The sequence below is a fragment of the Croceitalea sp. MTPC5 genome (genome assembly GCF_036985505.1).
Classification (GTDB): Bacteria; Bacteroidota; Bacteroidia; order Flavobacteriales; family Flavobacteriaceae; genus Croceitalea.
In genome coordinates this window covers 1-25,477 of record NZ_BTGQ01000003.1, presented here as the reverse complement: position 1 = coordinate 25,477, position 25,477 = coordinate 1, and the positions used below count along the sequence as shown (strand labels likewise).

General features: G+C 39.9%; 28 protein-coding genes and 1 tRNA gene. 17 read left to right on the top strand and 12 right to left on the bottom strand.

The annotated features are described in order from the left end of the window. Positions 1-9 precede the first annotated feature (9 nt). The 4 genes from AACM45_RS10030 (at position 10) to AACM45_RS10015 (ending at position 5,368) form a co-directional block, all read left to right on the top strand. On the top strand, positions 10-2,772 hold the full coding sequence (locus AACM45_RS10030; protein ID WP_252080912.1) for a serine/threonine-protein kinase: 2,763 nt from the start codon (positions 10-12) through the stop codon (positions 2,770-2,772). A gap of 5 nt (positions 2,773-2,777) precedes the next feature. Next, positions 2,778-3,521 carry a PP2C family protein-serine/threonine phosphatase gene (locus AACM45_RS10025; protein ID WP_252080914.1) on the top strand — a complete coding sequence of 248 codons (744 nt, stop codon included), beginning with the start codon at positions 2,778-2,780 and terminating at the stop codon, positions 3,519-3,521. 89 nt (positions 3,522-3,610) lie between these two features. Beyond that, positions 3,611-4,570 carry a hypothetical protein gene (locus AACM45_RS10020; RefSeq protein WP_339142431.1) on the top strand — a complete coding sequence of 320 codons (960 nt, stop codon included), beginning with the start codon at positions 3,611-3,613 and terminating at the stop codon, positions 4,568-4,570. Positions 4,571-4,858: 288 nt separating this feature from the next. Next, positions 4,859-5,368: a phosphohydrolase gene (locus AACM45_RS10015; RefSeq protein WP_252080917.1), complete on the top strand. Its 510-nt coding sequence runs from the start codon at positions 4,859-4,861 to the stop codon at positions 5,366-5,368. Between the two features lie 991 nt (positions 5,369-6,359). Here AACM45_RS10015 and AACM45_RS10010 read toward each other — a convergent pair. Both AACM45_RS10010 and AACM45_RS10005 read right to left on the bottom strand, forming a co-directional pair. Continuing rightward, positions 6,360-6,433 (bottom strand) — tRNA-Ala (locus AACM45_RS10010). Positions 6,434-6,487: 54 nt separating this feature from the next. After that, positions 6,488-7,285: a universal stress protein gene (locus tag AACM45_RS10005; RefSeq protein WP_339142430.1), complete on the bottom strand. Its 798-nt coding sequence runs from the start codon at positions 7,283-7,285 to the stop codon at positions 6,488-6,490. 53 nt (positions 7,286-7,338) lie between these two features. Here AACM45_RS10005 and AACM45_RS10000 point away from each other — a divergent pair, with 53 nt between their 5' ends. The 8 genes from AACM45_RS10000 to AACM45_RS09965 all read left to right on the top strand — a co-directional run bounded on the left by AACM45_RS10000 (position 7,339) and on the right by AACM45_RS09965 (position 13,402). After that, positions 7,339-7,839, top strand: a complete 501-nt coding sequence (locus AACM45_RS10000) for a GNAT family N-acetyltransferase (RefSeq protein ID WP_339142429.1) — start codon at positions 7,339-7,341, stop codon at positions 7,837-7,839. 12 nt (positions 7,840-7,851) lie between these two features. Next, the gene (locus AACM45_RS09995) at positions 7,852-9,186 is read left to right on the top strand and encodes an MATE family efflux transporter (protein WP_339143116.1); all 1,335 of its coding nucleotides are present in this window, start codon (positions 7,852-7,854) and stop codon (positions 9,184-9,186) included. A gap of 138 nt (positions 9,187-9,324) precedes the next feature. Next, on the top strand, positions 9,325-10,092 hold the full coding sequence (locus AACM45_RS09990) for an enoyl-CoA hydratase/isomerase family protein (protein ID WP_339142428.1): 768 nt from the start codon (positions 9,325-9,327) through the stop codon (positions 10,090-10,092). Positions 10,093-10,133: 41 nt separating this feature from the next. Continuing rightward, positions 10,134-10,610 (top strand): DUF4199 domain-containing protein, encoded by a 477-nt coding sequence (locus AACM45_RS09985; protein WP_339142427.1) that lies wholly within the window; start codon positions 10,134-10,136, stop codon positions 10,608-10,610. Positions 10,611-10,882: 272 nt separating this feature from the next. After that, positions 10,883-12,052 carry a Gfo/Idh/MocA family protein gene (locus AACM45_RS09980; protein ID WP_339142426.1) on the top strand — a complete coding sequence of 390 codons (1,170 nt, stop codon included), beginning with the start codon at positions 10,883-10,885 and terminating at the stop codon, positions 12,050-12,052. 41 nt (positions 12,053-12,093) lie between these two features. Then, positions 12,094-12,366 (top strand): hypothetical protein, encoded by a 273-nt coding sequence (locus tag AACM45_RS09975; RefSeq protein WP_339142425.1) that lies wholly within the window; start codon positions 12,094-12,096, stop codon positions 12,364-12,366. Next, a complete protein-coding gene (locus AACM45_RS09970; protein WP_339142424.1) occupies positions 12,363-12,629 on the top strand; it encodes a type II toxin-antitoxin system RelE family toxin in 267 nt (88 codons plus the stop codon). Before AACM45_RS09975 ends, AACM45_RS09970 begins: the two co-directional genes overlap by 4 nt. 5 nt (positions 12,630-12,634) lie before the next feature. Then, positions 12,635-13,402 carry a UDP-2,3-diacylglucosamine diphosphatase gene (locus tag AACM45_RS09965; protein WP_339142423.1) on the top strand — a complete coding sequence of 256 codons (768 nt, stop codon included), beginning with the start codon at positions 12,635-12,637 and terminating at the stop codon, positions 13,400-13,402. A 185-nt stretch (positions 13,403-13,587) separates the two neighbouring features. On the opposite strand, the gene AACM45_RS09960 is transcribed toward AACM45_RS09965, so the two are convergent. Genes AACM45_RS09960 through AACM45_RS09940 form a run of 5 tightly spaced genes read right to left on the bottom strand, consistent with a single transcriptional unit; the run spans position 13,588 to position 17,823 of the window. Further along, positions 13,588-14,865: an MFS transporter gene (locus AACM45_RS09960; RefSeq protein ID WP_339142422.1), complete on the bottom strand. Its 1,278-nt coding sequence runs from the start codon at positions 14,863-14,865 to the stop codon at positions 13,588-13,590. Position 14,866: 1 nt separating this feature from the next. Further along, on the bottom strand, positions 14,867-15,253 hold the full coding sequence (locus tag AACM45_RS09955) for a VOC family protein (RefSeq protein WP_339142421.1): 387 nt from the start codon (positions 15,251-15,253) through the stop codon (positions 14,867-14,869). 4 nt (positions 15,254-15,257) lie between these two features. Next, positions 15,258-16,946 carry a single-stranded-DNA-specific exonuclease RecJ gene (recJ, locus tag AACM45_RS09950; protein ID WP_339142420.1) on the bottom strand — a complete coding sequence of 563 codons (1,689 nt, stop codon included), beginning with the start codon at positions 16,944-16,946 and terminating at the stop codon, positions 15,258-15,260. Positions 16,947-17,001: 55 nt separating this feature from the next. Then, the gene (locus tag AACM45_RS09945) at positions 17,002-17,379 is read right to left on the bottom strand and encodes a four helix bundle protein (protein WP_339142419.1); all 378 of its coding nucleotides are present in this window, start codon (positions 17,377-17,379) and stop codon (positions 17,002-17,004) included. 15 nt (positions 17,380-17,394) lie between these two features. Next, positions 17,395-17,823, bottom strand: a complete 429-nt coding sequence (locus AACM45_RS09940; RefSeq protein WP_339142418.1) for an OsmC family protein — start codon at positions 17,821-17,823, stop codon at positions 17,395-17,397. 47 nt (positions 17,824-17,870) lie between these two features. Here AACM45_RS09940 and AACM45_RS09935 point away from each other — a divergent pair, with 47 nt between their 5' ends. Then, positions 17,871-18,473 (top strand): carboxymuconolactone decarboxylase family protein, encoded by a 603-nt coding sequence (locus tag AACM45_RS09935; protein ID WP_339142417.1) that lies wholly within the window; start codon positions 17,871-17,873, stop codon positions 18,471-18,473. A gap of 119 nt (positions 18,474-18,592) precedes the next feature. Here the strand turns inward: AACM45_RS09935 and AACM45_RS09930 are convergent, their stop codons facing one another. From AACM45_RS09930 to AACM45_RS09910, 5 genes are all read right to left on the bottom strand, one after another. Further along, positions 18,593-19,180: a uracil-DNA glycosylase family protein gene (locus AACM45_RS09930; protein WP_339142416.1), complete on the bottom strand. Its 588-nt coding sequence runs from the start codon at positions 19,178-19,180 to the stop codon at positions 18,593-18,595. A gap of 300 nt (positions 19,181-19,480) precedes the next feature. Then, the gene (locus AACM45_RS09925) at positions 19,481-20,068 is read right to left on the bottom strand and encodes a uracil-DNA glycosylase family protein (protein ID WP_339142415.1); all 588 of its coding nucleotides are present in this window, start codon (positions 20,066-20,068) and stop codon (positions 19,481-19,483) included. After that, entirely contained in the window at positions 20,065-20,736 is a 672-nt protein-coding gene (gene rsmI, locus AACM45_RS09920) for a 16S rRNA (cytidine(1402)-2'-O)-methyltransferase (protein ID WP_339142414.1), read from the bottom strand. The genes AACM45_RS09925 and rsmI overlap by 4 nt, the downstream gene beginning before the upstream one ends. 8 nt (positions 20,737-20,744) lie before the next feature. Beyond that, positions 20,745-21,098 (bottom strand): DoxX family protein, encoded by a 354-nt coding sequence (locus AACM45_RS09915; RefSeq protein ID WP_339142412.1) that lies wholly within the window; start codon positions 21,096-21,098, stop codon positions 20,745-20,747. Positions 21,099-21,143: 45 nt separating this feature from the next. Beyond that, positions 21,144-21,824 (bottom strand): hypothetical protein, encoded by a 681-nt coding sequence (locus tag AACM45_RS09910; RefSeq protein WP_339142411.1) that lies wholly within the window; start codon positions 21,822-21,824, stop codon positions 21,144-21,146. A gap of 160 nt (positions 21,825-21,984) precedes the next feature. Between AACM45_RS09910 and AACM45_RS09905 the strand changes: the two genes are divergently transcribed. The 4 genes from AACM45_RS09905 (at position 21,985) to AACM45_RS09890 (ending at position 25,473) form a co-directional block, all read left to right on the top strand. After that, complete coding sequence (locus tag AACM45_RS09905; protein WP_339142410.1) at positions 21,985-22,629, top strand: thymidine kinase; 645 nt, start codon at positions 21,985-21,987, stop codon at positions 22,627-22,629. Further along, the gene (gene alr / locus AACM45_RS09900) at positions 22,622-23,725 is read left to right on the top strand and encodes an alanine racemase (protein WP_339142408.1); all 1,104 of its coding nucleotides are present in this window, start codon (positions 22,622-22,624) and stop codon (positions 23,723-23,725) included. The genes AACM45_RS09905 and alr overlap by 8 nt, the downstream gene beginning before the upstream one ends. An 82-nt stretch (positions 23,726-23,807) precedes the next feature. Then, positions 23,808-24,209 (top strand): large-conductance mechanosensitive channel protein MscL, encoded by a 402-nt coding sequence (gene mscL / locus AACM45_RS09895; protein WP_339142406.1) that lies wholly within the window; start codon positions 23,808-23,810, stop codon positions 24,207-24,209. Positions 24,210-24,396: 187 nt separating this feature from the next. Further along, on the top strand, positions 24,397-25,473 hold the full coding sequence (locus AACM45_RS09890; RefSeq protein ID WP_339142404.1) for a hypothetical protein: 1,077 nt from the start codon (positions 24,397-24,399) through the stop codon (positions 25,471-25,473). Positions 25,474-25,477 lie beyond the last annotated feature (4 nt).

Genomic DNA, 25,477 nt, shown 5'->3' with positions numbered 1-25,477 from the left:
AAAAAACCTATGATACTATCACATTATGAGTGGGACCCTGAAAAAGACCTAATCGCGGAAGGTGGATTTGCCGAGGTTTTCAAGGCACGTGATTTAAATACCGAAGGCAGGTATGTGGCACTAAAGATTTACAAAGAAGCCGTATCCAGGGGTACACAAGGGAGTACGGGACAGAAAAAGTACAGTCTGGAACAGGAGTTCTCCAAAATTGATGGGCTTTCTCATACGCATCTGATCACTTATTATGATCTCGAGTACATTGTCCACAAAGATGCCATGGGAAGAAATGCCAGCTATCCAGTTCTTATTATGGAATATGCTGGGGAGGGCACCTTAGCCCAGGCCATACAAAAAGGCCTGTCCCTAGAGGATTCCGAAAAAATCATTTTGGAAGTCGCCCAAGCCGTGGATTATCTTCATGGACAGGGTATCATTCATAGGGATTTAAAGCCTGGCAATGTTCTTTTCGGCAAGGATAGAGGCGGAAATAGAGTTTCCAAAATAACGGATTTTGGTATCAGTCAAGATGTCCTATCCGAAAAAACCATCCAACAGTCCATGACCGAGGGGGTAGGAACACCCCATTATATGGCCCCTGAGCAGTTCTTCAAAAAGAAGTTTGGATTGAATGGTGAAATCGGTGAACGAACGGACGTTTGGGCCTTGGGAATCATGTTTTACAAGATGTTGACGGGTAAATTACCTTTTGGTCATGGCAGTAAGGACTATGAACTGACCAGGGATAGTATCATTGGTGAAGAACCGGATTACTCGGAAGTTCCAGAAAAATATAAAGCCATTTTACGCACCAGTCTTGAAAAAAATGCCATAGATAGATTTTCCTCTGTCTCCGGCTTCGTACGTGCGGTGAACGAAATCGATGATGGCGAGGGCACCATTTTTATTCCTTCAAATATATCCAAGGACAAAGGTAAAAGGGGAAAAAGGAAAAAGGTCTGGCCTGCCCTGATAACATTCTTTTTGGTTTTGGGACTGGGCTTCGGGGGCTACGCTTTTTATCGCTCCAATAAGATAAATACGCTTTTGGCAGATGGGTGGAACCTTTATAAAGAAGGCAAATTCAAAGAGGCCTATGACATCTTTATTAAGGCCTCCGACTATGGGTCCGGAGAAGCCTTTTATTTCCTTTCCAGATTCAATCAAAATGGGTACGGGACAGAGGTCGATTACGAAAAGGGCTTTGAATATGCGGATATGGCCATTGATGCAGGATATGACCTGGCGAACTTTAATCATGGATGGGCCTATCAGAACGAACTCGGTGTGGATATGGACACGGTCGAGGCCAAAAAATTCTATGGAAAGGCAAAGAACAGCATTGTGACTCTAAGCGATGATGGCAACCCAGAGGCTCTAAATCTAAGGGGGTTAATGCACTTTTTTGGTTTTGTTATGGAAAAGGACGCGAGTAAGGCAAAACTGTATTATGAAAAAGCTTCTAGTAAGGGCCATCCAGCTGCAATCGAAAACCTAGCAATCCTCAATACGTCTGAAAAAAATTATAAGGAAGCGTTCGAGGGGTATGAAAAATGCGCGTCCATCGGCAGGTATTCTGGATATCGGGGCATGGCAAATATGTACAGGTTTGGTCAGTATGTGGCCAAAGATACTGTGAAGGCTTTGGAACTATTTACAATCGCTGCTGAGAACGAGGATATTATTTCCCAATTTAATCTGGGCATTTTCTATAAAAATGGAGTATTGGCTAAAATGGACCGCATAAAGGCAATACAATGGTTGACCAAAGCGGCAGATAAAGGACATTTGGGAGCTCAAAATGAATTGGGCACTTTATATTTCACCGACAAGAATTATCAAGAGGCCAAGAAATGGTTCCAATTGGCGGCCGATAAGGGAAATACGTTCGGAATGCACAATATGGGTCTTCTGCACTATTATGGATGGGGTATTACAAAAGACATAAAAAATGCAAAAGGTTGGTACCAAAAAGCCGCTGACAAAGGGTATGCCAACTCACAATACATGATGGCCAAAATCCTTGAATATGGGGAAGCGGATGGAACCATAGACCTGCCCAAGGCAATAAAATATTATGAGCTTGCCGCTGGTCAAAATCAAGGTTCAGCTCTTTACGCTTTAGGCAGATTATATTATGAAGGAAAAGGAATAAACAAGGATTACGAAAAGGCCAAAGAATTTTTTACCAAATCAGCGGCCCAAGATATTTTAGCTGCAGACTTCATGTTAGGCACTATGGCTGAAAAGGGTTTGGCTGGGCCTGTAGACTATTTGGAAGCCGAAAGAAGGTATCTCAATGTAGCTACTAAAGGCCATCTCGAAGCCCAAATAAAATTGGCTGACCTGTATTACGACCTCAAGTTGGGCAAGGACAAAAAAGGAAATGCTACCCCGTGGTATTTGAAAGCCGCAGAAAATGGTGACTTGCACAGCCAATACAGGGTGGCGGTGATGTATTACAATGGCAAATATTATTACGCTGCCAAAAAATGGTTCCAAAAGGCGGCCGATCGAAATCATGCCAATGCGCAAAGTTATCTCGGCTATATGTACGACAGTGGCCTCGGAGGGTCTAAAAACATGAAACGGGCTTTTGAACTATATCAAAAGTCTGCCAAAAATGGTGATCGAGTCGGAATGTATAACCTAGCCTCTTGTTACTATAGTGGCCTTGGAACCGGAAAAAACACCTATCTGGCAAAAACCTGGTTTCAACGATCTTGTGAAAAGGGGTATAAAAAAGCCTGTGATTGGGTTGTTAAAAAATATTGAAGAAAATGGAAATTCAACTACCGGTCCGTTGCAATGAAATAGGCAGTAGGGAATCAAATGAGGATACCATATACCCTGCAATTCCAACCAAGGATTCCCGTCTGTTCATGGTATGTGACGGTGTCGGTGGCCAGGCCAAAGGTGAATTGGCATCCCGTCTGGTGTGTAACGAAATGGCTTCCTTTATCAAAGATAACCCTTCCAGGGGAGTGCAAGATCCAGCCTATTGGTCGAAAGCCCTAGAATTTGTGGAAAATACCTTCCGTGAACATTTAAGAAACTTTCCGGAATCAAAGGGCATGGCAAGTACATTGAGTCTTTTGTATATATCAGACCAAGTTGGAAAAGTGCAGATAGCTTGGTTAGGTGATAGCAGGATATACCATATTCGTGATGGAGAAGTGCTCTACCGCACCAAGGACCATTCAGTTGTGGAGGCAATGTTGGATATGGGAGAGATTACGCCGCGGGAAGCAAGGAACCATCCCAAACGGCATATCATTACGAGGGCAATCAATGGCCTGAACCCATCCAAAGTAGATGTGAAAACCATCGAAAATCTTCAAGAGAATGATTTCTTTATGCTCTGTTCCGATGGAATCCTCGAGAATATAGACGAGGAAAAAATTGGAAAGTTGTTTAAAAAGGAAATTCCTGTTGAGAAAATATCAGCAATGATAACGGCCGAGGCAAAGGGAAACACGAAGGATAATTACTCCTTTTACCTAATAAAAATTGATAAGATATAGGTACTGCTTTGAGCCTTAAAAACTTCTATAGAAAATTTGAACCGATGAAAAATACGTATTTAAAAAATTCAGTCCTTATAATGATAGTTATGTTCCTTAGTTCCTTTGATTACCCTGTTGAACAACATCCAATCAATATTAAAAAGAGCGGCGATTCCATGGAACTGAATACAGAAGGATTATACTATGCAGAGTTCTTTGACTATATCTTTCGGGGGCATTTTGAAAACATTGAAATGACCAGGGAGGACATGGAATTCCTATCTTTATTCAGTCAATATCTAAGGGCTTTTGGAAAGCATTGCCCTCAAGCACTACCCTATGATAAAGTTGAGATTATGGAAGATGTTTGCGTTAGGGAACGAGTCAAAACCGATGTTTTCGGGGTGGAGACGGATAGGACATGCGTACAGTGGGAAACCGTGGGTACAGGAATCTATGCACGTCCTCAACTTTACGGGGCTTATTTGACCGTTCGTGACATACAGAACAGAAACGCACTAAAGACTACTATTGAGATTATGACCGATCCCAACGCCATGGGAAATACCGTTGATATGGCCCATAAAGCCAAAGGTCTGGCAACGGATATGACCATGATCTTCAATCTTAATCCCTGTTCCAGTCCCTCTATTGAGCGCCTTGAAGAGAATTTGCGATTGTTTGCATTGGACCGGCCGGCAATTCGAATGAAGGAGCGCAGCAAATATGAAAAAATAAAAAATTCAGGAGGGCCAAGTGGTGACCAAGACTTTGAAAGATTGATAGACGACCTAGTGGACGACCAGGCAAAAACTTGGGCATTCAATCGTTACGTTCCAAACAGTGTATCCGGTGTAAAAAAATATACAAATGCCAGAGGAAGACCCACAGAGCTGGTCGCAAATTATAGATACAACGGGTTCAAAACCAACAGTCCAGGAACTGTTAGGATCACCTTTGAAAAAGGTATTCCGAAATGTATCTATTTCTCCGATTTCCCGAATAATTGTAAAACACCAAATGCATCCATATTGGCTTCTTATGCGAAAGGAGAATATTCCAGGTAGATTTTTTGTGGAGATTCCTTTTTTAATGAAATTTATCAATATACTCCTATGGTTCAAAACATGAAAACCTGATTGAAAGAACATCTATGCCTCCATCCACTAGTAGTTGGAGAATGATATAAATGATATTCCCATTGGTTTTGGGAAGCAAAAAGTGAAAAAGAATCAGGATATTTACTCAAGTTTTAATGTAATGACTATTTGGGTTTTCTCTTTTCTTAAAACAAATTTTGAATTCCTTGAGAAGGTGACCATAATTCTCCAAAGACAAAAATAGACCATACAATTATGGATATACTGGAAAGAACAAAAGACTACGCTATCAGAAAACATAAAAGTGTAAATCAAAAATATGGCGAACATGATTATGATTTTCATTTAAACATGGTGTTTGAAACAGCTTTGAAATTTATACACTTGATAGAATTTGATGAACGGGAAAATGTATTGGCTGCTTGTTGGGTACACGATATTATTGAAGATGCAAGAGAGACCTACAACGATGTCAAGAGGGAGACAAATGAAACAATTGCTGAACTTGCTTATGCCTTGACAAATGAAAAGGGACGGACCAGGCAGGAGCGGGCCAATGACAAATACTATAAGGGAATCAGAGAGACCAAAAATGCTTCATTCATAAAGTTTTGCGATAGAATTGCCAATGTAACTCATTCAAAAAATAATGGTTCAAGGATGTTTGAAAAATACAAAGTTGAGAATGAGGCTTTTATAACCAAAATATTTGTTCCCGAATGCGAAGAAGTCTCTGAATACTTAAAAAAAATATTGGAGGAGTAATATGATATCAACTATAAAAAAACGGAACACTCACTTTTTTGTTTAAGATTGATATTTTTTAAGCTGATTCAATTAGTCCTACAAAAACGGTAAAAGTTGGCATTAAGGCTATTTTAATATCATATTTTTCTTTAATAGTCATCGTGAAGATTTAAAACATCAATGTTTTTATTTCGTAAAGGACTCGCCGAATCCGTTGAAATCTTTCCTTTTAATGGAAAGGTGTGTATAAGGGAGAACAGCCACAGTGGTGAACATTTGTTATACATCCCAAAGAATAAGGAAGAATATTAGTTGAAAAACCTGAGGTAGAAAAATCTTCTAAAAAGATTATTTCTATGGATAAGGAAAGAGAAATTGTCCCAAAAGCAACTGAAGGAAAAACTTATTGCACAATTAACCGAAACCTTCTTTTACAATGACAAAAATCCTATGGTAAACAATCATTTCTTTTTCAAGAAGTATGAGCTTAAATTGGACGAGGAATATTGGCCAGATTCGGATAGGTTATAAAGGAATATTTCTTAGAAACCTTACTCAAATATTTTTAAACCTTACACAGTGTTGTAGTCGTTCGTGCTCACCTAAGAATTGAACTTCTTTTTGAAGTTTTTTAAAAGATTTCTTGGTCCGAAGAATTTAAAGGAATCTGCTGGTTTTTCACTCCAGTCTTTCACAACGGGCGATTTAAGGAACGGTTCTCCAATAATTACTACTTTCCCAGAGTTAGTCTCAATGGTGGTTTCTTTCATGGTTTCGTAAATTCACCTTTTATGGGACATAGCTTTTTAAAGCTAAGAAGAAGTTAAGAATGTAATAGATGATGTGATACTCTTTCAAAAATATACTCCAAAGAGTGAAAAACATCAAAACAGACCAGTTTATATCATAAAAAACTAAGTTTAATTTGAAACCAAAATTGCGTGCAAATTGCGTGCAAATGAAAAAAGCTTCAAAAGTCATAAACTCTTGAAGCCCTTGTAAACATTAGTGGAGAATACCGGATTCGAACCGGTGGCCTCTTGCCTGCCAGGCAAGCGCTCTAGCCAGCTGAGCTAATCCCCCATTTGGCTTCGGCAAAGGAACTACTTTTTAATGCAATTTCAAAATAACGAAAGCTTAGTCTTTTTTTACGCTCAACACCAAAACGGGTATCGTGGCATAGAACTCTGATTTTAAGATGGTACTTTTCTCCCAAAGTTTCTTAAAGAAACCCCGCTTTCTTCTAAATACACAGAGTAAATCAGGTTGTTTGGTTTGAAAATGTTCCAATACCCCATGATAGGTAGTGGCATTTTCTGAAATGGTCAAGTTGCGGCTAACATCCAATAATGCCGTATTGATCTTTAAATCATCCTCAGTGTAACCAGGGGTCTTTACCAGCAATAAATTCACGTCTGCACTATGCTTGTTCATTATTTCAATAAGAGGGTGCAATACTTTACTCCTTTTTAAAATACCTGATTTGAAAGCGGCCAGAATATTCTTGATGGGCTGATATTTCGTGCCCTTCGGTACAATTAATGTTGGTATGTCGGTTTGCTTTATAATTCTACCCGAGGTATAGCCCAGGTAAAATTCTTCATTAATGTCATTGCTTCTTGGTGCAATAAGAATCAAATCAATATCGAGCTCTTTAGTAATTTTTATGAGTCCGTCGATAATATCACCGTTATATGAAGCAATGTTAACATCCACCCCCTTGGTATCCATTTCAGAGACCAAGGCCTTTATATTCTCGCGATTGGTAGCAGCTATTTTCTGCTCTACATTGCCTAAACTTCCGGCGCTCGCGGTAACTTGATAAATATCCATAATAAATACCTTAGCCCCAAAATCAGCGGCAAAGTCTACGGCATATTGCAAGGTTTCATGCGAGTTGGGCGATGTGCCCAGTGGAACCAATATATTGTTCATGGTCTGGTTATTAGTATTATACCCTAAATTTACGATTTAATCGAAATCAATTCATGATACGACGTGCAAAGTTATCTGAAATAAGTGATATTCTTACCATTACCAGGGCCTGTGCTACATACATGCAAGCTCAAGGAATATTTCAATGGAACGAGCATTATCCTACAAAAGAGGCTTTTGTGAAAGACTTGAACCGTGAAGAGTTGTATGTTTTGTTAAAAGACAGCAACGTAATCGGGGCTGTTGTGGTTTCCACACTTATGGACGATGAATACTTACCTATACAATGGTTGACTGAAAATGGTAATAACATTTATGTTCATCGCCTGTGCGTACACCCTGACCATCAAGGCAAGGGCTATGCGCAAAAACTTATGGATTTCGCTGAAACCCATGCTAGAACCAATGCGTATTGTTCCGTTCGTTTGGATACTTTCTCTCAGAACAAACGCAATCAGCATTTTTATGAGACCAGAGGCTATCAAAAATTAGGCGATATTTTCTTTCCCAAACAAAGTGAACATCCTTTTCATTGCTATGAACTTGTACTTTAGCGCCTCATGATCATTAAAACAGCGGTAACTTTTAAAAATATCAATCGTTTGGCCATACCTGCAACGATATCGGGTATTGCCGAACCTATCTTGTCCATTACCGATACCGCTATTGTTGGAAACATCCCTGTTGATGGCCTCGAATCTTTGGCGGCAGCCGGTATCGTCGGGTCGTTTCTATCGATGTTGATATGGGTACTGGGGCAGACCCGAAGTGCCATATCGGCCATCATTTCACAGTATTTGGGTGCCGGCAAAATCAAGGAAGTCGATGACCTACCTGCCCAAGCCATCTTTTTGAACATTGTACTAAGTTTGGTCATATTGGTAAGTACCATTTTTATAATAGAGGAAATATTCACACTTTTTGAAGCCTCAGGAAAAATCTTGGAGTACTGTATTTCCTATTATGGCATACGTGTTTGGGGTTTTCCATTGACCTTGTTCACTTTTGCCGTTTTCGGTATTTTTAGGGGATTACAAAACACCTATTACCCTATGATTATAGCCATTATAGGTGCTATTCTGAACATTATTCTCGATTTTATCATGGTATATGGAATTGAGGGTGTTATTCCGGCCATGTACTTAGAAGGTGCTGCCTGGGCAAGTCTCATTTCACAAGCAGTAATGGCTATATTAGTCTTCTTTTTATTACGTGCCAAAACCGATATCAGTTTAAAACTCCGTTTTCCTTTCAATAAAGAGTTGAAGCGATTGATATTCATGAGCCTTAACCTTTTTGTTCGGGCCTTAGCGTTAAATACCGCATTGATAATAGCCGTTCGCGAGGCAACTGCCTTAGGCAACCGTTTTATCGGGGCGCATACCATAGCCATCAACTTATGGCTGTTTTCCGCTTTTTTCATTGACGGTTACGGTGCAGCAGGTAACAGTATGGGCGGCAAGCTCTTAGGGGAAAAAGATTATGATGGACTCTGGTTATTGGCAAAAAAAATCATCTTATATGGCATGGTAGTCAGTATCATTTTGATGCTCGCAGGATTTGTTTTCTACTATCCTTTGGGACGTATTTTTTCTAACGAAGCGGTTGTGCTGCAAACCTTTTACGCTATTTTCTATATCGTCATTTTAAGCTTGCCCATGAATACCTTGGCATTTGTTTTTGACGGCCTGTTCAAAGGATTGGGCGAAATGAAATATTTAAGAAATGTATTGCTATCGGCTACGTTTCTCGGGTTTTTACCATCTTTATATCTAGGCAAATATCTAGGATGGGGATTTTATGCCATTTGGATCGCCTTTATCGTGTGGATGGCCATTCGAGGGGGTGCCTTGGTCTGGAAGTTTCGAAGGAAGTTTAGACCGTTGTTGCAAAAAACGTAATTTAGGGTAGTTCTAATTCAAGGGTCAGAGATAGTAATCAGTAATCAGTAATCAGTAATCAGTAATCAGTAATCAGTAATCAGTAATCAAAATTAACCTTTAACCTTTAACCTTTAACCTTTAACCTTTAACCAAAGTATGTCAACAACCCGGCCCAACGGAAGTTTATACACCAAAATCGAAAACAACATTGCGACCATCGAGTTTGGTCATCCTGCGAGTAACTCCTTTACTTCAGAATTATTGAAAAGACTCACTACTGAAATCGATAAAATATCGGCACATCCTGAAGTTTCCATAATTGTCTTAAAATCTGAGGGGGAACGCGCCTTTTGTGCAGGGGCTTCTTTTGACGAGTTGGTGGCGATTTCGGATTTAGGGGAAGGGAAGACTTTCTTTAGCGGTTTTGCCAACGTCATCAATGCGATGCGCAACTGCACACAACCTATCATTGGTAGGGTTCAAGGGAAAACCGTTGGTGGCGGTGTAGGTTTGGCTGCTGCCTGTGATTATGTGTATGCTACCGAATCGGCGTCCATAAAACTCTCTGAAATTTCCATTGGTATTGCTCCCTTGGTCATCGCACCCGTAGTAGAACACAAAATCGGGAAAGATGGCCTTGCCGAATTGGCTTTAAACCCCACCGAATGGAAAAATGCCTATTGGGCCAAAGAGAAGGGCTTGTATTCAAAGGTCTATGATTCCATTGTTGAAATGGATAAAGCATTAGATCATCACACCTTAAAATTGGCTTCCTATAATATAGAAGCATTGTCCGTTATGAAAAAAGCACTTTGGGAAGGTACGGCACATTGGTCTGAACTCTTATTGGAACGCGCAGAACAATCTGGTAGATTGGCCCTATCTAAAGCGACAAAAGAGGCTTTAGCCAAGTTCAAAAAATAAAATTACCTATCTTACCCTCTAACAACCAATAAATTAAGATTATGAAAAAGTACGCAACCGAAGTCAAATGGGGTGTTATTTTTACGGTTTCCGCCTTGTTATGGATGGTGGTTGAAAAAACCCTAGGTTGGCATGATGCCCATATTGACAAACATGCCATTTACACCAATCTTTTTGCGGTCATCGCCGTTGCCCTATTTGTTTTTGCCTTGATAGAAAAACGTAACAAAGATTTGGGGGGTAAAATGACCTGGGTACAAGGTTTTGTCTCGGGTATTATTATCAGTGTCGTTGTGGCAATTTTAGCTCCCCTTTCACAATACATTACCCACGAGTTCATCACTCCCGATTATTTTCAAAATGCCATTACCAACGCAGTTGAAAATGCAGGAATGACCCAAGAAAATGCGGAAACATTTTTCAATTTTAAAAGTTACGTAATTCAAGCAGCCTTCGGCGCTTTAGGTATGGGCATCGTCACTTCGGCTATTGTAGCCTTATTTGTAAGAAAAAAATAAAATTCTTGAATATTCGTTGTTATGCTATCGCCTTTGTAACGTCTTAGTATTTAATAATACCGTTTTAATAGCTAAACAATGGACATTCTTTCGATTTTAAATAGTGATTTGGTACTGCCAACATTGGCCTTGCTTGTCATTGGCATCTATATTTTTACACGAATTCGAAATAATAGAAGATTCAAACGATAAGGTTTCCGTTCCATTAGCTTAGATATCCCAGCTGTTCTCGATAATTGCTTTTTCTTATCTTACCCGTTAAATGGAGCAAGATGAAGACATATATCCTACTTTTCATAACGACCATTGGTCTACTCTTTTTCTGGGGTTGTAAAGACCAAATAAAGCCGGTGCCCAAATTGGAAATAAAATCCAACAAAGAACAAAACTACTATCAAGGCGAACCTCTGAAAGTTGCTGTAATCGGTCTGGTGCATACCCATGTGCATTGGATTTTGGGTCGAGAAAAGTGGGGCGATATTGAGATTGTTGGTATTGTTGAACCCAATCGCAAGCTCGCCCAGGCGTACAGTACGCAGCACGGTTATTCAATGGATATCGTTTTTGATACCATGGAAGAACTCTATGCAACTATACAACCTGAAGCCGTCACCGCTTTCAATACCATTTACGGACACCTAGAAGTCGTGGAGTTCTTCGCCCCAAAGGGAATCCATATCATGGTTGAAAAGCCTTTGGCCGTCAGTTGGGAAGATGCCCAAAAAATGGCAAGCCTTGCAAAAGAAAACAATGTTCATTTGTTGACCAATTATGAAACCTCTTGGTACGGTTCCAATTACGATGCGTACGATCGGGTAACCCAAAAAAACGAAATTGGCCCTTTGCAACGTATGGTATTCCATCATGGTCACCCCGGCCCGATAGAAATCGGTTGTAACGAAGAATTTTTAGAATGGTTGACCGACCCCAAACTAAATGGTGGTGGGGCACTTACCGATTTTGGGTGCTATGGTGCCAATTTAGCCACTTGGTTCTTAAAGGGCGAAAAACCAAAGTCAGTGGCTGCTATTACCAGAAATTACAAGCCGGAAAAATATCCTGATGTAGAAGACGATGCCACCATCATTCTGAACTATGAAAGCACACAAGTCATTATTCAAGCTTCATGGAACTGGTCGCATAATCGAAAAGATATGGAGGTCTATGGTAAGACAGGGTATGTCATCTGTAAAACTGGAACGGATATGGAAGTCTTGCTAAATGAAGAAAACGGTCCAGGGAACTTTAAAGCTGATGATCTCGAAATGGGCATTCACGACCCGTTTGCATTTTTGAACAACGTAGTAAAACACCATCACACTCTTGATAAATTCAGTGTTTCTTCTTTAGAGAATAACCTTATCGTCATGCAAATACTTGAAATAGCCAAAGAAGCTGCGCGTACCGAAAAAACTATGGCTTGGGATAAATTCTTCAATTAAATTTATATATAATATATATTTTATATATTTACAGAGGATTAATGGAAAAATCTATGGGTACTATAAAGAAACTTATTGAAATAGATAAGTCTCTTGTTACAAAACTGAAGGTGTTATCTGCTTTTGAAGACTTAAGCGTGAAGGCTCTTATGGAAAAGGCCATTCGAGAATTTGTGGCGAAAAAAGAAATCGAAAGAGTAGAAAATCTTTCAGATGAAGAGAAAGAAGACCTAGGTCTTCTTCTTTTAATGCAACAAGTGGACAAAGAAGATTTCGTCTCTGAAGAGACAATTTTTAAGGCACTTGATGAATGAAGATTCACTATTTATCGTCAGCACTAAAAGACATTAAGAAAATTAAGGATAAAAAGACCAAAGATAACATCAAAAGGATTTTCCTTCAGATAAAAGAAGTTGAATCTTTAAAAGAGCTGGGCAACCTAAAAAAAATGTCGGGTCACCCTAGTGCCTATCGCATAAAAATAGGTAATTATAGACTAGGATTTTATTACGAAAATGATGTTGTCAAAATTGCAAGAATTGTTAAACGCAACGATATTTATAAATTATTTCCATAATACAATTGCATAGCTTCAATATTCCAAAAGGTAAAAAAGTATACTTCGCAAGTGATAACCATTTGGGGGCGCCTACCCATAAAGAAAGTCTCCCTAGGGAGAAAAAATTTGTCGCTTGGTTGGATAGCATCAAAGAAGACGCTGTTGCAATTTATTTGATGGGCGACCTTTTTGATTTTTGGTTTGAGTATAAAAAAGTGGTCCCAAAGGGATTTACGCGAACCTTAGGCAAGCTCGCCGAGCTTTCTGATTCAGGCATTGCCATCACCTATTTTGTGGGTAACCATGACCTTTGGATGGACGGTTATTTTGAAGAAGAGCTGAATATTCCCGTTTTTCATAAACCGCAACAAATTTCCATCAATGATACTTCTTTTTTCATAGGACATGGAGATGGCCTGGGCCCTGGAGATAAAGGTTTCAAACGAATGAAAAAGGTGTTCACAAACCCTTTTTGTAAATGGTTGTTCCGTTGGTTGCATCCTGATCTGGGGGTACGATTGGGGCAGTACATGTCAGTCAGCAACAAAATGATATCCGGTGATGAAGATGCCAAATTTTTAGGTGAGGATAAAGAATGGTTGGTACAATATGCCAAACGAAAACTGGAAAACCGGCATTATGATTATTTTATATTCGGGCATCGGCATCTTCCTCTAGAAATCAAGTTAAATGACCAATCTACCTATATCAATCTAGGGGATTGGATCAATTATTTCACGTATGCCGTTTTTGATGGGGAAAAACTATCATTAGTGCAATCAAAAGGGTAAGCTATTCGTTTTATAAAAAAACAGCCCTCCTCTCGACAGCTGACCCAGATAAATGAATTCGCCTTTCTGGTTACGATTGGGGGACTGTATTTCTAAACTACACTTATCAAAAGTGATAACAAAGTATAAGTCGGTTTATTCGATAAAGTGATACAAGAAATTAAAGCATTCAAAAAAATGCCTTTTTAAAGTGATAGGTCTTTTTCGTGGGCTTCAACATCTTTTGACAAATCCAATCGCCGAAAAGTAGGCGAAACCAATGCCGTTGTGCCTACGGTCAATAAAGTCATACAACCTCCAAAAACTACTGCGGTAACGGTACCCAATACTTTGGCCGCCAAACCACTTTCAAAAGCACCTAACTCATTTGAAGATCCCACAAAAATGGAGTTCACTGAGGCCACTCGGCCTCGCATATTGTCGGGAGTCTTCAACTGCAGAATCGTTTGACGAATGATCATACTTACCCCATCTACGGCACCACTTAAAAAGAGTGTGATCACTGAAAGCCAGAAGAGTTTCGAAATGCCGAATACAATGATACAGATACCAAAGGCAAAAATTGCCCACAATAATTTACGGCCCGCATTTTTATGAAGCGGAAAACGGGTCGAGCCCAGCATCGTAATCGAAGCACCTACTGCAGGTGCAGCCCTTAAAATACCAAAACCCTCTGAGCCTACATGCAAAATATCTTGGGCATAAATGGGGAGCAATGCTACGGCCCCACCAAAAAGTACCGCAACCATATCTAAGGTCAATGCCCCAAAAATGGCTTTACTACTGAAAACGAACTTCAAACCATCTTTTAGGCTTTGAAAAACTGGTTCCCCTAGTTTCGGATTCAAAATAGGTTTCCTCGAAATTTGAAATAGGAATAGTAAGGCCAATATAGAACATCCGAAAATAATGCACATTGACCAGTGCACCCCAATCCAGCTAATAGCGAAGCCCGCAAAGGCAGGTCCGAGTACAGCTGCCATTTGCCATGTTGAACTGCTCCAGGTGGCTGCATTCGGGTATATCTTTTTTGGTACCAACAATGCGATTAATGAAAATATGGTCGGGCCTATAAAGGCACGAACCAATCCACCCAAAAAAACCAGGATATAAATTGCATACAATATCGTCTTAGAAGCATAATTTGTTTCTACGTAAGGATGGGTGATCAGAAACAGCCCCAAACCCACCACTGAAAAACCTAAGATACATTTCACTAAAAGATTTCGTTTCTCACTTTGATCTACAATATGGCCCGCAAATAAGGCAATACTGACTGCGGGAATAATTTCCATCAAACCTATAATACCCAATGATAGCGGATCTTTGGTCAGGGAATACACTTGCCATTCAATGACAATGAACTGCATAGACCATGCAAATACCATAGCAAAACGCACCCCTAAAAAGATATTGAACTCTTTGAAACGTAACGCTGCGTAGGGGTCTATCTTGTTTTTCATATCAGACCGTAATTTCTATTCGGTTTTGTTCTGGGTCAAGTACCACACTTTCGTAATAACCATCACCTGTTGTTCTGGGTTCACCAACAATGGTATACCTATCTTTACGAAGGCGTTCGGTCAGTAAATCCACTTTTGTTTTGGTACCTACGGAAATGGCAAAATGGGTCAGCCCCATAAATTCTTGAGCACCTTTTCTAAAATCTTTAATGTCAGGGCGGTGCATTAGCTCTAAATGACTACCGGTTGTAAAACCCAAAAAATATGAGGTGAACTTTTTTGTGGGATTATGGTAAATTTCCCCTGCCTTTGCCTCAAAATAAGTCTCATAAAAGTGCTTCATTACTTCTAAATCAGTTACCCATATTGCGATATGTGCTCTTTTCATGGATTTATCTCAGGTCTTTCAATTTCAATTGAAGATTTTTAGCACCCTGCCATTCATTTTCGTCTAAAGTAAATGCAATATCGAAATGATTCGTTTTTTTAACCTGACTTAGTTTATCACCAAGATTGAACCCAATCGCTGCGATAGGGTTTGAACCTTTTTGCGTAACGGTTAATTTTAAATGCTTTGCATCTTCACCCACTCCTTTACCATAACCAGTATCCTGAACATTTTGTGCCATAAAAACCGGGGTCATGTTACCCGGTCCGAAGGGAGCAAATTGTTTTATAATACGCATTAGTTTCGGTGTAATTTCGCTTAATTCCATTTGGGCATCAATATGTTGTTCCCGAACCAAAAATTCTGGGGCAATGCTTTCTGCTACCACTTTTTCAAATTTTGCCTTGAAATTTTCATAGTCTTCCTCTAAAAGTGTAAGCCCCGCAGCATACTTATGACCCCCGAATTGTTCGATGCAATCAGCACAACCTTCCAAGGCATTGTAAACATCAAAACCCTTTACCGAACGAGCTGATGCTGCCAATTTATCGCCGCTTTTGGTAAAAACCAATGTCGGACGGTAGTAGGTTTCTGTCAACCTTGAAGCAACTATTCCTATCACTCCTTTATGCCAATTTTCATTATAGACCACCGAGGTAAAGCGTTCTTCTTCTTTGTTTTCCTGAATTTGTGTGAGTGCTTCTTTGGTGATTTCTTGGTCTAAAGACCTTCTATCAAAATTGTATTGCTCTATTGCCGCTGCAAATTTTTCCGCCTGTTTTAAATCTGTTTCGGTGAGCAGATTGACAGCATGTTGCCCATGTTCCATTCTGCCAGCGGCATTAATGCGTGGCGCAATGATAAAAACCACATCGGTAATGGTAAGTTCCTTTTTTTTGACCTGATTGATAATGGCCTGAAAACCAACTCTAGGGTTGGAGTTGATGACCTGCATTCCATGATATGCCAAAACGCGATTCTCGCCTGTGATAGGCACTATGTCTGCGCCAATTGCCGTGGCCACTAAATCTAAATACGGTATCAAATCGGTTATTGATTCCCCTTTTTGAGTGGCTAAGGCCTGAATTAGTTTAAAGCCCACTCCACAACCGCACAATTCATCATAGGGGTACTGGCAATCATCTCGCTTCGGGTCAAGAATTGCGATTGCGTCGGGTAATTTTTCTCCCGGACGGTGGTGGTCGCAAATAATAAAATCAATACCCTTTTCTTTGGCATAAGCAACCTGATGAATTGCCTTGACCCCACAATCCAAGGCGATAATCAACGAAAAACCATTGTCGTCGGCAAAATCGATGCCTTGTAATGAAACCCCATAACCCTCGCCATACCTATCGGGTATGTAGGTAGCTACATTGGGATGTTCTTCTAACAAGTAGGATGAAAGTAAGGCAACCGCGGTGGTACCGTCAACATCATAATCGCCATAGACCAGAATATTCTCATTCGCCTCAATTGCCTTTTCAATTCGCGCAACAGCAACGTCCATATCTTTCATCAAAAAAGGATCATGAAGGTCACTTAACTCAGGGCGAAAGAATTTTTTGGCCTCATCATAGGTCGAAACCCCTCTTTGTAATAGTAATTGGGCAACGAGATCATCTACCTTGAGCTCCTTTGAAAGTCTTTCAATTTCTTTAGATTCTGGAATAGGCTTAATGGTCCAACGCATGGTTTTGAAGTTCAAACTCAAGAATCAAACTCAAGTTCAAAGACGATGTTTTTTGTTATTTTTTATTCTTGATTATTGTTGCAATAATTTTGATTAATTGCTCTACTTCATCCAAAAGTTCAGCACTACTCTTAGTATCCCCATAGTGAATCTTATTAAGCACTTTTAGATTTACTCTTGATTCCTTTAGCTCTTTGAGGGAAATAGAGGCTTTATTTACATAATCCCTATTCGAATTCGTGCCTTGTGCTTCACCAAAGTTCAATGTTGAACTGCCTCCAGAACGTAACAATTGATTTCCATAATACTGTCCCGTCATGTCAGATGGTAAATCCCTACTGAACAGGGCAACTTTTGCTGCAAATTCAACTAGTCTATCTTCTAAATCAAACTTTTTTTTCAACTTTACTTTGCTTGAACTTGCATTTGACACTTGAGCTTGAACTTTTTAAGCTTTATGAAAAATCGTTTTAATCTCCAATTCGGCAAATCTTCTGAACATTTCCATAACACCACAATACTTTTCAACCGATAAATCTATCGCGCGTTGCAGTTTTTCTTCATTTAGGTTCGGCCCGTAAAAATGATATTCAATGACCACATGGTCATAGTATTTCGGATGCTCATCGGTTAAATTTGCAATTGTCTCGATACTAAAATCATCGACCTCAAGTTTCATTTTTTTTATAAGCGATGCTACGTCCAATCCTGAACAACCTGCCAAGCCAGAAAGCATTAAGGCCTTTGGTCGCAGGCCTTTCCCCTCGCCACCATCTTCGGGCGCCGCATCAATGGTCAAATCAAGTCCTGAAGGATTATTACTTTCAAAGGCCATTCCGCCTTTCCATTTCGTACTGATATGATTCGTTGTTCCCATAAATTTTTGTTTCTTGTAGGGAATAAAAATACGATAAAAGAAACCAAATGGCTTTAGTACAACCCCTTGATCCAAACCACGATCCCGACACCAGAAAATTGGCTGAATTCTTTAATGAAACCTTGGGTTTCTGCCCAAATTCCGTGTTGACCATGCAGCACAGACCGGCAATTTCAAAAGCCTTCATCAACCTGAACAAAGCGGTGATGGCCAATGAAGGTCGCGTTACCTCAGCACTAAAAAGAATGATTGCCTGGGTAAGTAGTAATGCTACAGGTTGTCGCTATTGCCAAGCGCATGCGATACGAGCAGCGGAGCGTTATGGGGCAGCACAAGAACAATTGGATAATATTTGGGAGTATCGAACCCACCCCGCATTTTCTGAAGCGGAACGTGCTGCCTTGGATTTTTCCTTACAGGCATCACAAGTGCCCAATGCCGTTGATGCAGAAATCAAAACACGTTTATATCAATATTGGAATGAAGGTGAAATCGTAGAAATGTTGGGGGTAATTTCCCTTTTTGGATACCTAAACCGTTGGAATGATAGCCAGGGTACCGATATTGAGGAAGGGGCCGTCGAAAGTGCCAACCAATATCTAGGAAAACATGGCTGGGAAAAGGGGAAGCATGATGGTTCGAGATATTAGGTGTTAGGTGTTGGGTGTTGGGTGTTGGGTGTTGGGTGTTGGGTGTTAGGTGTTAGGTGTTAGGTGTTAGGTGTTAGGCAAAAGAAAAAAATGGATTGAAGCCTGAAACATTCAGTAGATTAAGAGCCTCTATCGGTCAGTAAGACTTGGGTTATTCGCTCTTTTAACTGGGGCTGTACTTCTTGCTCAAACCAGGGGTTCTTCGTTAACCAAAACCGATTTCTGGGTGATGGGTGTGGCAATGGAAAATAAATGGGCAAATACTTTTCATACGCCTTCACCGTTTCGGTCAGGTTCTTTTCCATTGCTTCTTTTAGATAATACTTTTGAGCGTAAGTTCCGATTAAGATGATCAACTTCAAATTCGGCATACCATCCCAAAGTTTTTGATGCCAAAGTGGGGCACACTCCGGTCTTGGCGGTAAGTCGCCTCCCTTTCCTTTGCCCGGATAACAAAAACCCATGGGTACTAAGGCTATTTTTGTTTCATCATAAAAGACCGTATTGGAAACCCCTAACCATTTTCGTAATTGCTTTCCACTTGGGTCATCCCAAGGAACTCCCGTTTCATGGACTTTGGTACCTGGTGCTTGACCAATAATGATGATTTTCACATCGTAATGGGCGGTAACTATAGGTCTTGGCCCTAAAGGCAGGGATGCCGAACAGACTTTACAAGCTCTAATATCAGAAAGTAATTTTTCCATATTTGTCTAAATGTATTAAAAAGCCAGGTATGTGATTTTATGATTTGTTTACACCACCAAAGCGTATCAACTAGTATTGATGCCTTCACATCATAATACATCAAAATCTTTGGTTATTCTAATCAGGACAGGGCATTGCAATATTCTAGCATTCAACTTTTAAAAATACAAAGCACTCAACTTGGCTTCACGAAGGCCAATTTCGGTAAATGTGGAAAGTCATTTATCCACCAAAAAAGATGGGCTTCAAAAATATTTGATTTCCTATTAAAAACTGAAACCCAAAAAATATTCAATTGGCTAAGGGTTGCCATCCCGCCCTAAGATCTTTGAGATCTTTTGTTTCAAAATCGGCTGGACTTCTTTTTCAAACCATGGGTTTTTGACACGCCAAAACCGGTTCACCGGTGATGGATGTGGTAGCGGAAAATAGGTGGGCAAGAACTTTTTATAATGGGCCACATTCTCGGTGAGGTTCCGTTCTGAACGTTTTTTCAAATAACAGTCTTGGGCATACTTACCAATAAGAAGTGTCAACTGTACCCCTTGTAATGTTTTCCAAACTTGATCATGCCAAAGGGGAGCACATTCTTTTCTTGGGGGCAAGTCACCCGTTTTACCTTTCCCAGGATAACAAAAACCCATGGGTAGGATCGCAAAATTATCGGTATCGTAAAATTGGTCTTCGTTGACCCCCAGCCATTTCCTAAGGGTCTTGCCGCTAGGATCATCCCAAGGTTTGTTATGTAAGTGCGCCAACCTTCCCGGGGCTTGGCTCAATAACACGATTTTTGATTTTCCTGAAAAGGAAACAATAGGCCTAGGGCCTAAGGGAAGATGTGCTTTACAGACCTCGCAGGCACGTATTTCTTTAAGTAATTGCCTCATTTTTTACCTTCCACCACGATAACGAATTCCCCTTTTGGGGGCTTTTGGGCAAAATGCGCAATGATTTCACTCACGGTGCCCCGAATGGTTTCCTCATACATTTTGGTCAGCTCCCGAGACACGGAAATGCCCCTATCGGCTCCGAAATACTGCGAAAACTGGTTCAAGGTCTTTACTAATTTATGGGGAGATTCATAGAAAACCATAGTTCGTGTTTCTTGGGCTAAAAGCTCCAACCGGGTCTGTCTTCCCTTTTTTACCGGAAGAAATCCTTCAAAAACAAAACGGTCGTTGGGCAAGCCGCTATTGACCAAAGCGGGTACAAAGGCTGTTGCCCCGGGCAAACATTCCACTTCAATATTATTTTCGACACAGGCACGGGTCAATAAAAAGCCTGGGTCTGAAATGGCGGGTGTTCCAGCATCAGAAATCAGCGCCAAGGTCGCCCCTGCTTTTAACTTGGTAATGAGGTTTTCTATGGTGCGATGTTCATTGTGCATATGATGACTCTGCATCTGCGTTGTGATTTCATAATGTTGTAAGAGCTTACCACTGGTACGTGTATCCTCTGCCAAAATCAAATCGACTTCTTTTAGAACGGCAATTGCCCTAAACGTAATATCTTGTAGATTACCAATTGGTGTTGGCACCAAAAATAACTTTCCCATTGGCTATGTTACGGTCTAACCTTTTTTCCTAAAAAATAAGAGCCCAACACTGCAAAGAATGCAATGACCGCACCCATGTGTTGCCCATCATTTACCATATAGTGCGCAAAGAAGGCCAATACGGCATTATAGAAGAATCCGGCATAGGCCCATTCTTTAAGCGATTTTGAAAAGTTGCCCCAAACGGCTACCAATCCTGAGATTTTCGCAATTGCCAACGGATAAATGAGATAGGTTGGGTATCCCATACTTTCATAAAAGCCAGCTATGGCTTCATGGTTAAAAAAATAATTATAAACTGAAAACAGCATGATGAGCGTCAAAAGTGCGGTTGACACCCAATAAAAAACCTTGGTTACCATAGAGACATTTTGTTGAGTGAACTAAATGTAACCAAAAAGTAGCGATTATGAGAACCTACGTTCGATCAAGGCCACAAAACGTTCGGCATACTCCTCTTTACCCTGCCAGTCATCGTATTCCGGTTTTACCATATTATTGACAAAGGCCAGCGAACGCTCGGCCGTATCAATGGTGGCAAGTTGGGAAAGAACCCTTGTATAATCTTCCATATTATTGTTGAACAGATGTTTGACGAACGCCAGTTTATCGTTCAATCCGATTTTAAGGTCCTTCGTTGGCCTGTCGTTCAACGATTGGTGCTTCGATACCGTGTTCTCTTTTGTAGCAACGGGGGAGATGACATCCTTATCATTCTTCATCGGCTCTGGCTTTGCCATAAAATCGCCAAAAATATATTCAATGGCCTCGCTGGGCATTTCTGAAACCATGCCCTTGATGGTATCCATTCCGGGGGTGATGATATCCTCTTCATGCGGATTGTTCTCAGGCACCGTTCTATTCTCACTCATTACCGCCCCGGCCAACTTCTCGAAACGGGTCGCAAGCACGTTTTTCGATACATCTACCTCAACATCGTTCAATTTTTCATCTATAAACTTTAAAACGGCCAGTTTTTCATACAATTCCTTAGCCATATCATACAATTCGGTGAGCTCTTTATCTTCACGGGAAGTGATGATATCAGTAGAAAGTTTGACCAATTCTTCCCTTAACTTTCTTTTCATGTTTCTAACACTTTAATTATAAATGTACTGCCTATTCTTCTTCGTATTTGAGAACAAAAGGTTAAATTTTTGTTGCCCTAAAAAGGTATTTATTTTAATTACTTTTATCCTCGTATCAATTAAAACGCACAAACCCCTTAATTTCGTTTAAAAATACGATATGTTTCTTGAAAACACGGTAAACCACAAAGAACAGTTCGGATGGATTGAGGTCATCTGCGGTTCTATGTTTTCAGGTAAGACGGAAGAGCTTATTAGAAGGCTCAAACGCGCCCAATTCGCCAAACAAAAAGTAGAGATTTTCAAACCACAGGTCGATGTGCGCTATAATGAAGAAATGGTGGTGTCACATGATGCCAATGAAATACGTTCTACCCCCGTACCGGCCGCAGCCAACATTCGATTGTTGGCCGATGATTGTCAAGTCGTAGGCATCGATGAGGCCCAATTTTTTGATGATGAGATCGTAACGGTATGCAATGATCTGGCCAATCGCGGCGTTCGCGTCGTCGTTGCGGGGCTCGATATGGATTTTAAGGGAAATCCCTTCGGACCGATGCCGGCCCTAATGGCCACCGCGGAATATGTCACCAAGGTACATGCCGTTTGCACCAGAACCGGTAATCTGGCCAACTATAGTTTTCGAAAATCCAACAACAATAAGCTGGTATTATTGGGCGAAACGGAAGATTACGAGCCACTCAGCAGGGCGGCTTTCTACAAAGCCATGTTAAAAGAAAAAGTGAGGGATATGAATGTTGATGCCGAAGAAATAAAAGCGAATAAAAAGGCGGCAAATGAGTAACATCGGCGAGACCACCCTTGAAGTTGACCTTTCTGCACTAGAACACAATTTCAATTATCTAAAATCAAGATTAAAACCAAAGACCAAGTTTTTAGCAGTCGTCAAAGCCTTTGCCTACGGCAGTGATATGGTCATGGTAGCGAAAAAACTTGAGGCCCTCGGCACCGATTATTTTGCGGTTGCCTATGTAAAAGAAGGGGTGCTGTTGCGTGATGCAGGTATCACAGCACCTATTTTAGTATTACATCCCCAGCCCGTTAATTTTACAGAACTCATAGATCGCTGTCTTGAACCTAGTTTATATTCCCCCAGAATTCTGCGGCTTTTTTTAGAAGTCGCCAAAGACAAGGCACAAAAAGACTATCCGGTACATTTGAAGTTTAATACCGGGTTGAACCGATTGGGGTTTTGGGAGACTGATGTCGATTATATATTACAAGTTTTGACCGGTAGGGACGAACTGCATATTAAGACTATTTTTTCACACTTGGCTGCGTCAGAAGATGAAAGTGAACGTGAATTTAGCATTGCGCAGATCAATTCCTTTAACAGGATAGCAAATGAATTAAATGAAAAATCAGGCACCCCTTTTCTAAGGCATATACTAAATACTTCCGGTATTTTAAATTACCCAGAAGCACAATTTGACATGGTTCGTAGTGGTATCGGATTATATGGTTACGGAAATGATGCCAAAACGGATACCCAGTTAAAACCGGTTGCCTGTTTAAAGACCCTTATTTCACAACTGCACAAAATCGAACCGGGTGAAACCGTGGGTTACAATAGGGAATACAAATCTGACGGCTATCGCATCACAGCGACCTTGCCCATAGGGCATGCCGACGGAATCGGCCGGCAATATGGCAATCAAAAGGCAGCGGTTTTGGTCCAAGGAAAAAAAGCCCCCATCATCGGAAATGTATGTATGGATATGATCATGATCGACGTAACGGGCATTGATTGCAAAGAAGGTGATGAGGTCATTGTTTTCGGAAGGGAACTATCGGCAGAGTCTTTTGCAAATTCGAGCGCAACCATCTCGTATGAACTATTAACCGCTATATCAGAGCGGGTTAAAAGGGTGGTGGTTTGAATTACCCGTAGCAAGGCCTTAACATTTCATTTAGTTTTTTTGTACCTTGTGAACTATATTAACCACTTAAACTATAAACACAATGCTTAAGGAATTTAAGGAATTTGCAATGAAAGGAAACCTCGTGGATATTGCCGTAGGTTTCGTTATGGGTGCTGCTTTTAAAGAGGTAGTGACCTCATTCACGGGAGGGATCGTTTCTCCCTTGATCGGATTAATTTTTGATTCTGACTTTAAAGATTTACGTATGAAACTAAAAGATGGCACATTGAACGATGCAGGGGAAACAGTAGGGGAAGTCTTTTTAGAGTACGGTACATTTTTAACGAACGTCATTGATTTCATTATTGTGGCCTTTGTCATGTTCTTGGTGGTCAAAGGGGTGAATAAAATGAAGAAAAAAGAGGAGCCCGCTCCAGAAGAGCCAAAAGGCCCGACCCAAGAAGAATTGCTTATGGAAATTCGCGATGCCCTTAAAAAATAATTGTTCTTAGAGGTTCTTATCTAAGAATACCGCTACATCACGCTAATTTTTAATTAAAAACCCCTTGCTGGAATTCTGGTAAGGGGTTGTTTTTGACAAAAGGTTTTAGGGTTTTGGTATCTTAGTTCGGCATATAAAAGAAATATGATCAATGATCATATACAATTGTTGGCATTAATTTGAGAAAATGAACAAATTCCTAACAATATTCTTCCTTACCATATCCTGTTTGTCTTTTGGACAAGCCGAACAGAGTATATTTAATCAAGACAAGGAAACTGTTCTCGAATATTTTCGGACAGAAACGATAAACGGAAAACTTGACTTTGAGTTAAAAATGAAAGACGATGAAGCACCATTCTATCGTGTTGGAAATATTTTATATAACAGAAAGGATTTTGGAATTTTACTTTGGGCTCAAGCTATTAAACAAACTGAAAAGTTTTCAATAAAAGAATCCATAAAATTATGGGAAGAAATAAAACAAAGAAAACTAACTAAACCAGAAAAACGAGCTTTCAAAAAAGGGTTTAGTATGGAATTGAAAAAAACGGAAACACCCAAACAATCGGAATCAAAAATCGACTCTGATTTTATAGACTATATAAAAGCTAAATGGAACGGGCAGCTATTTGAAAAAGTGGAATTGCCAAAATTCAATGGAATAAATGAATTTTATACACAATTGGGAAAACGGAATGAGGAAATACTATCTGATAAATTTCTTAAAGTTCCGAGTTCAGACTTTTTGTTTGCTCATTATCTTGACATAAAACTCAAATGGAATTCTTTCAATCGCGGAACTGATAAACTTTCTATTGAACAAGTAATATCAAAAACGCTAGAGGAAAATCCCGAAAAGAATGAAATGCTTGCTTTTTATTACAAAACGATTTTTGCAAGTGTTTTAAATAATCAAAGAAATATAGAATCTTACGAAAAGAATATTGACTTTGAAACATTAGGTTTGAACAATCAAGAGAGTTCAATATTGTTTTTATGTGCAATGAGACACCTAGGAAATCAAATGTCTGGATATTCATCAACAAATTTTCCTGACAACTGTTTTCGTGCAGATTTATTTCTAACTAAAATACCAAAGTTTAATGGAAAGTTATACTATGAATTCGATATAACTGAATTTGATGATTTTCCAATTAAAGTAGATAAAAGATATCCGAAAGTTAGCTTCAAACAGAGATTTATTCCTGAATTTGAAAAAGCAAAAACGGATTATATGAAATGCTTAAATAATAAAAACTAATGCC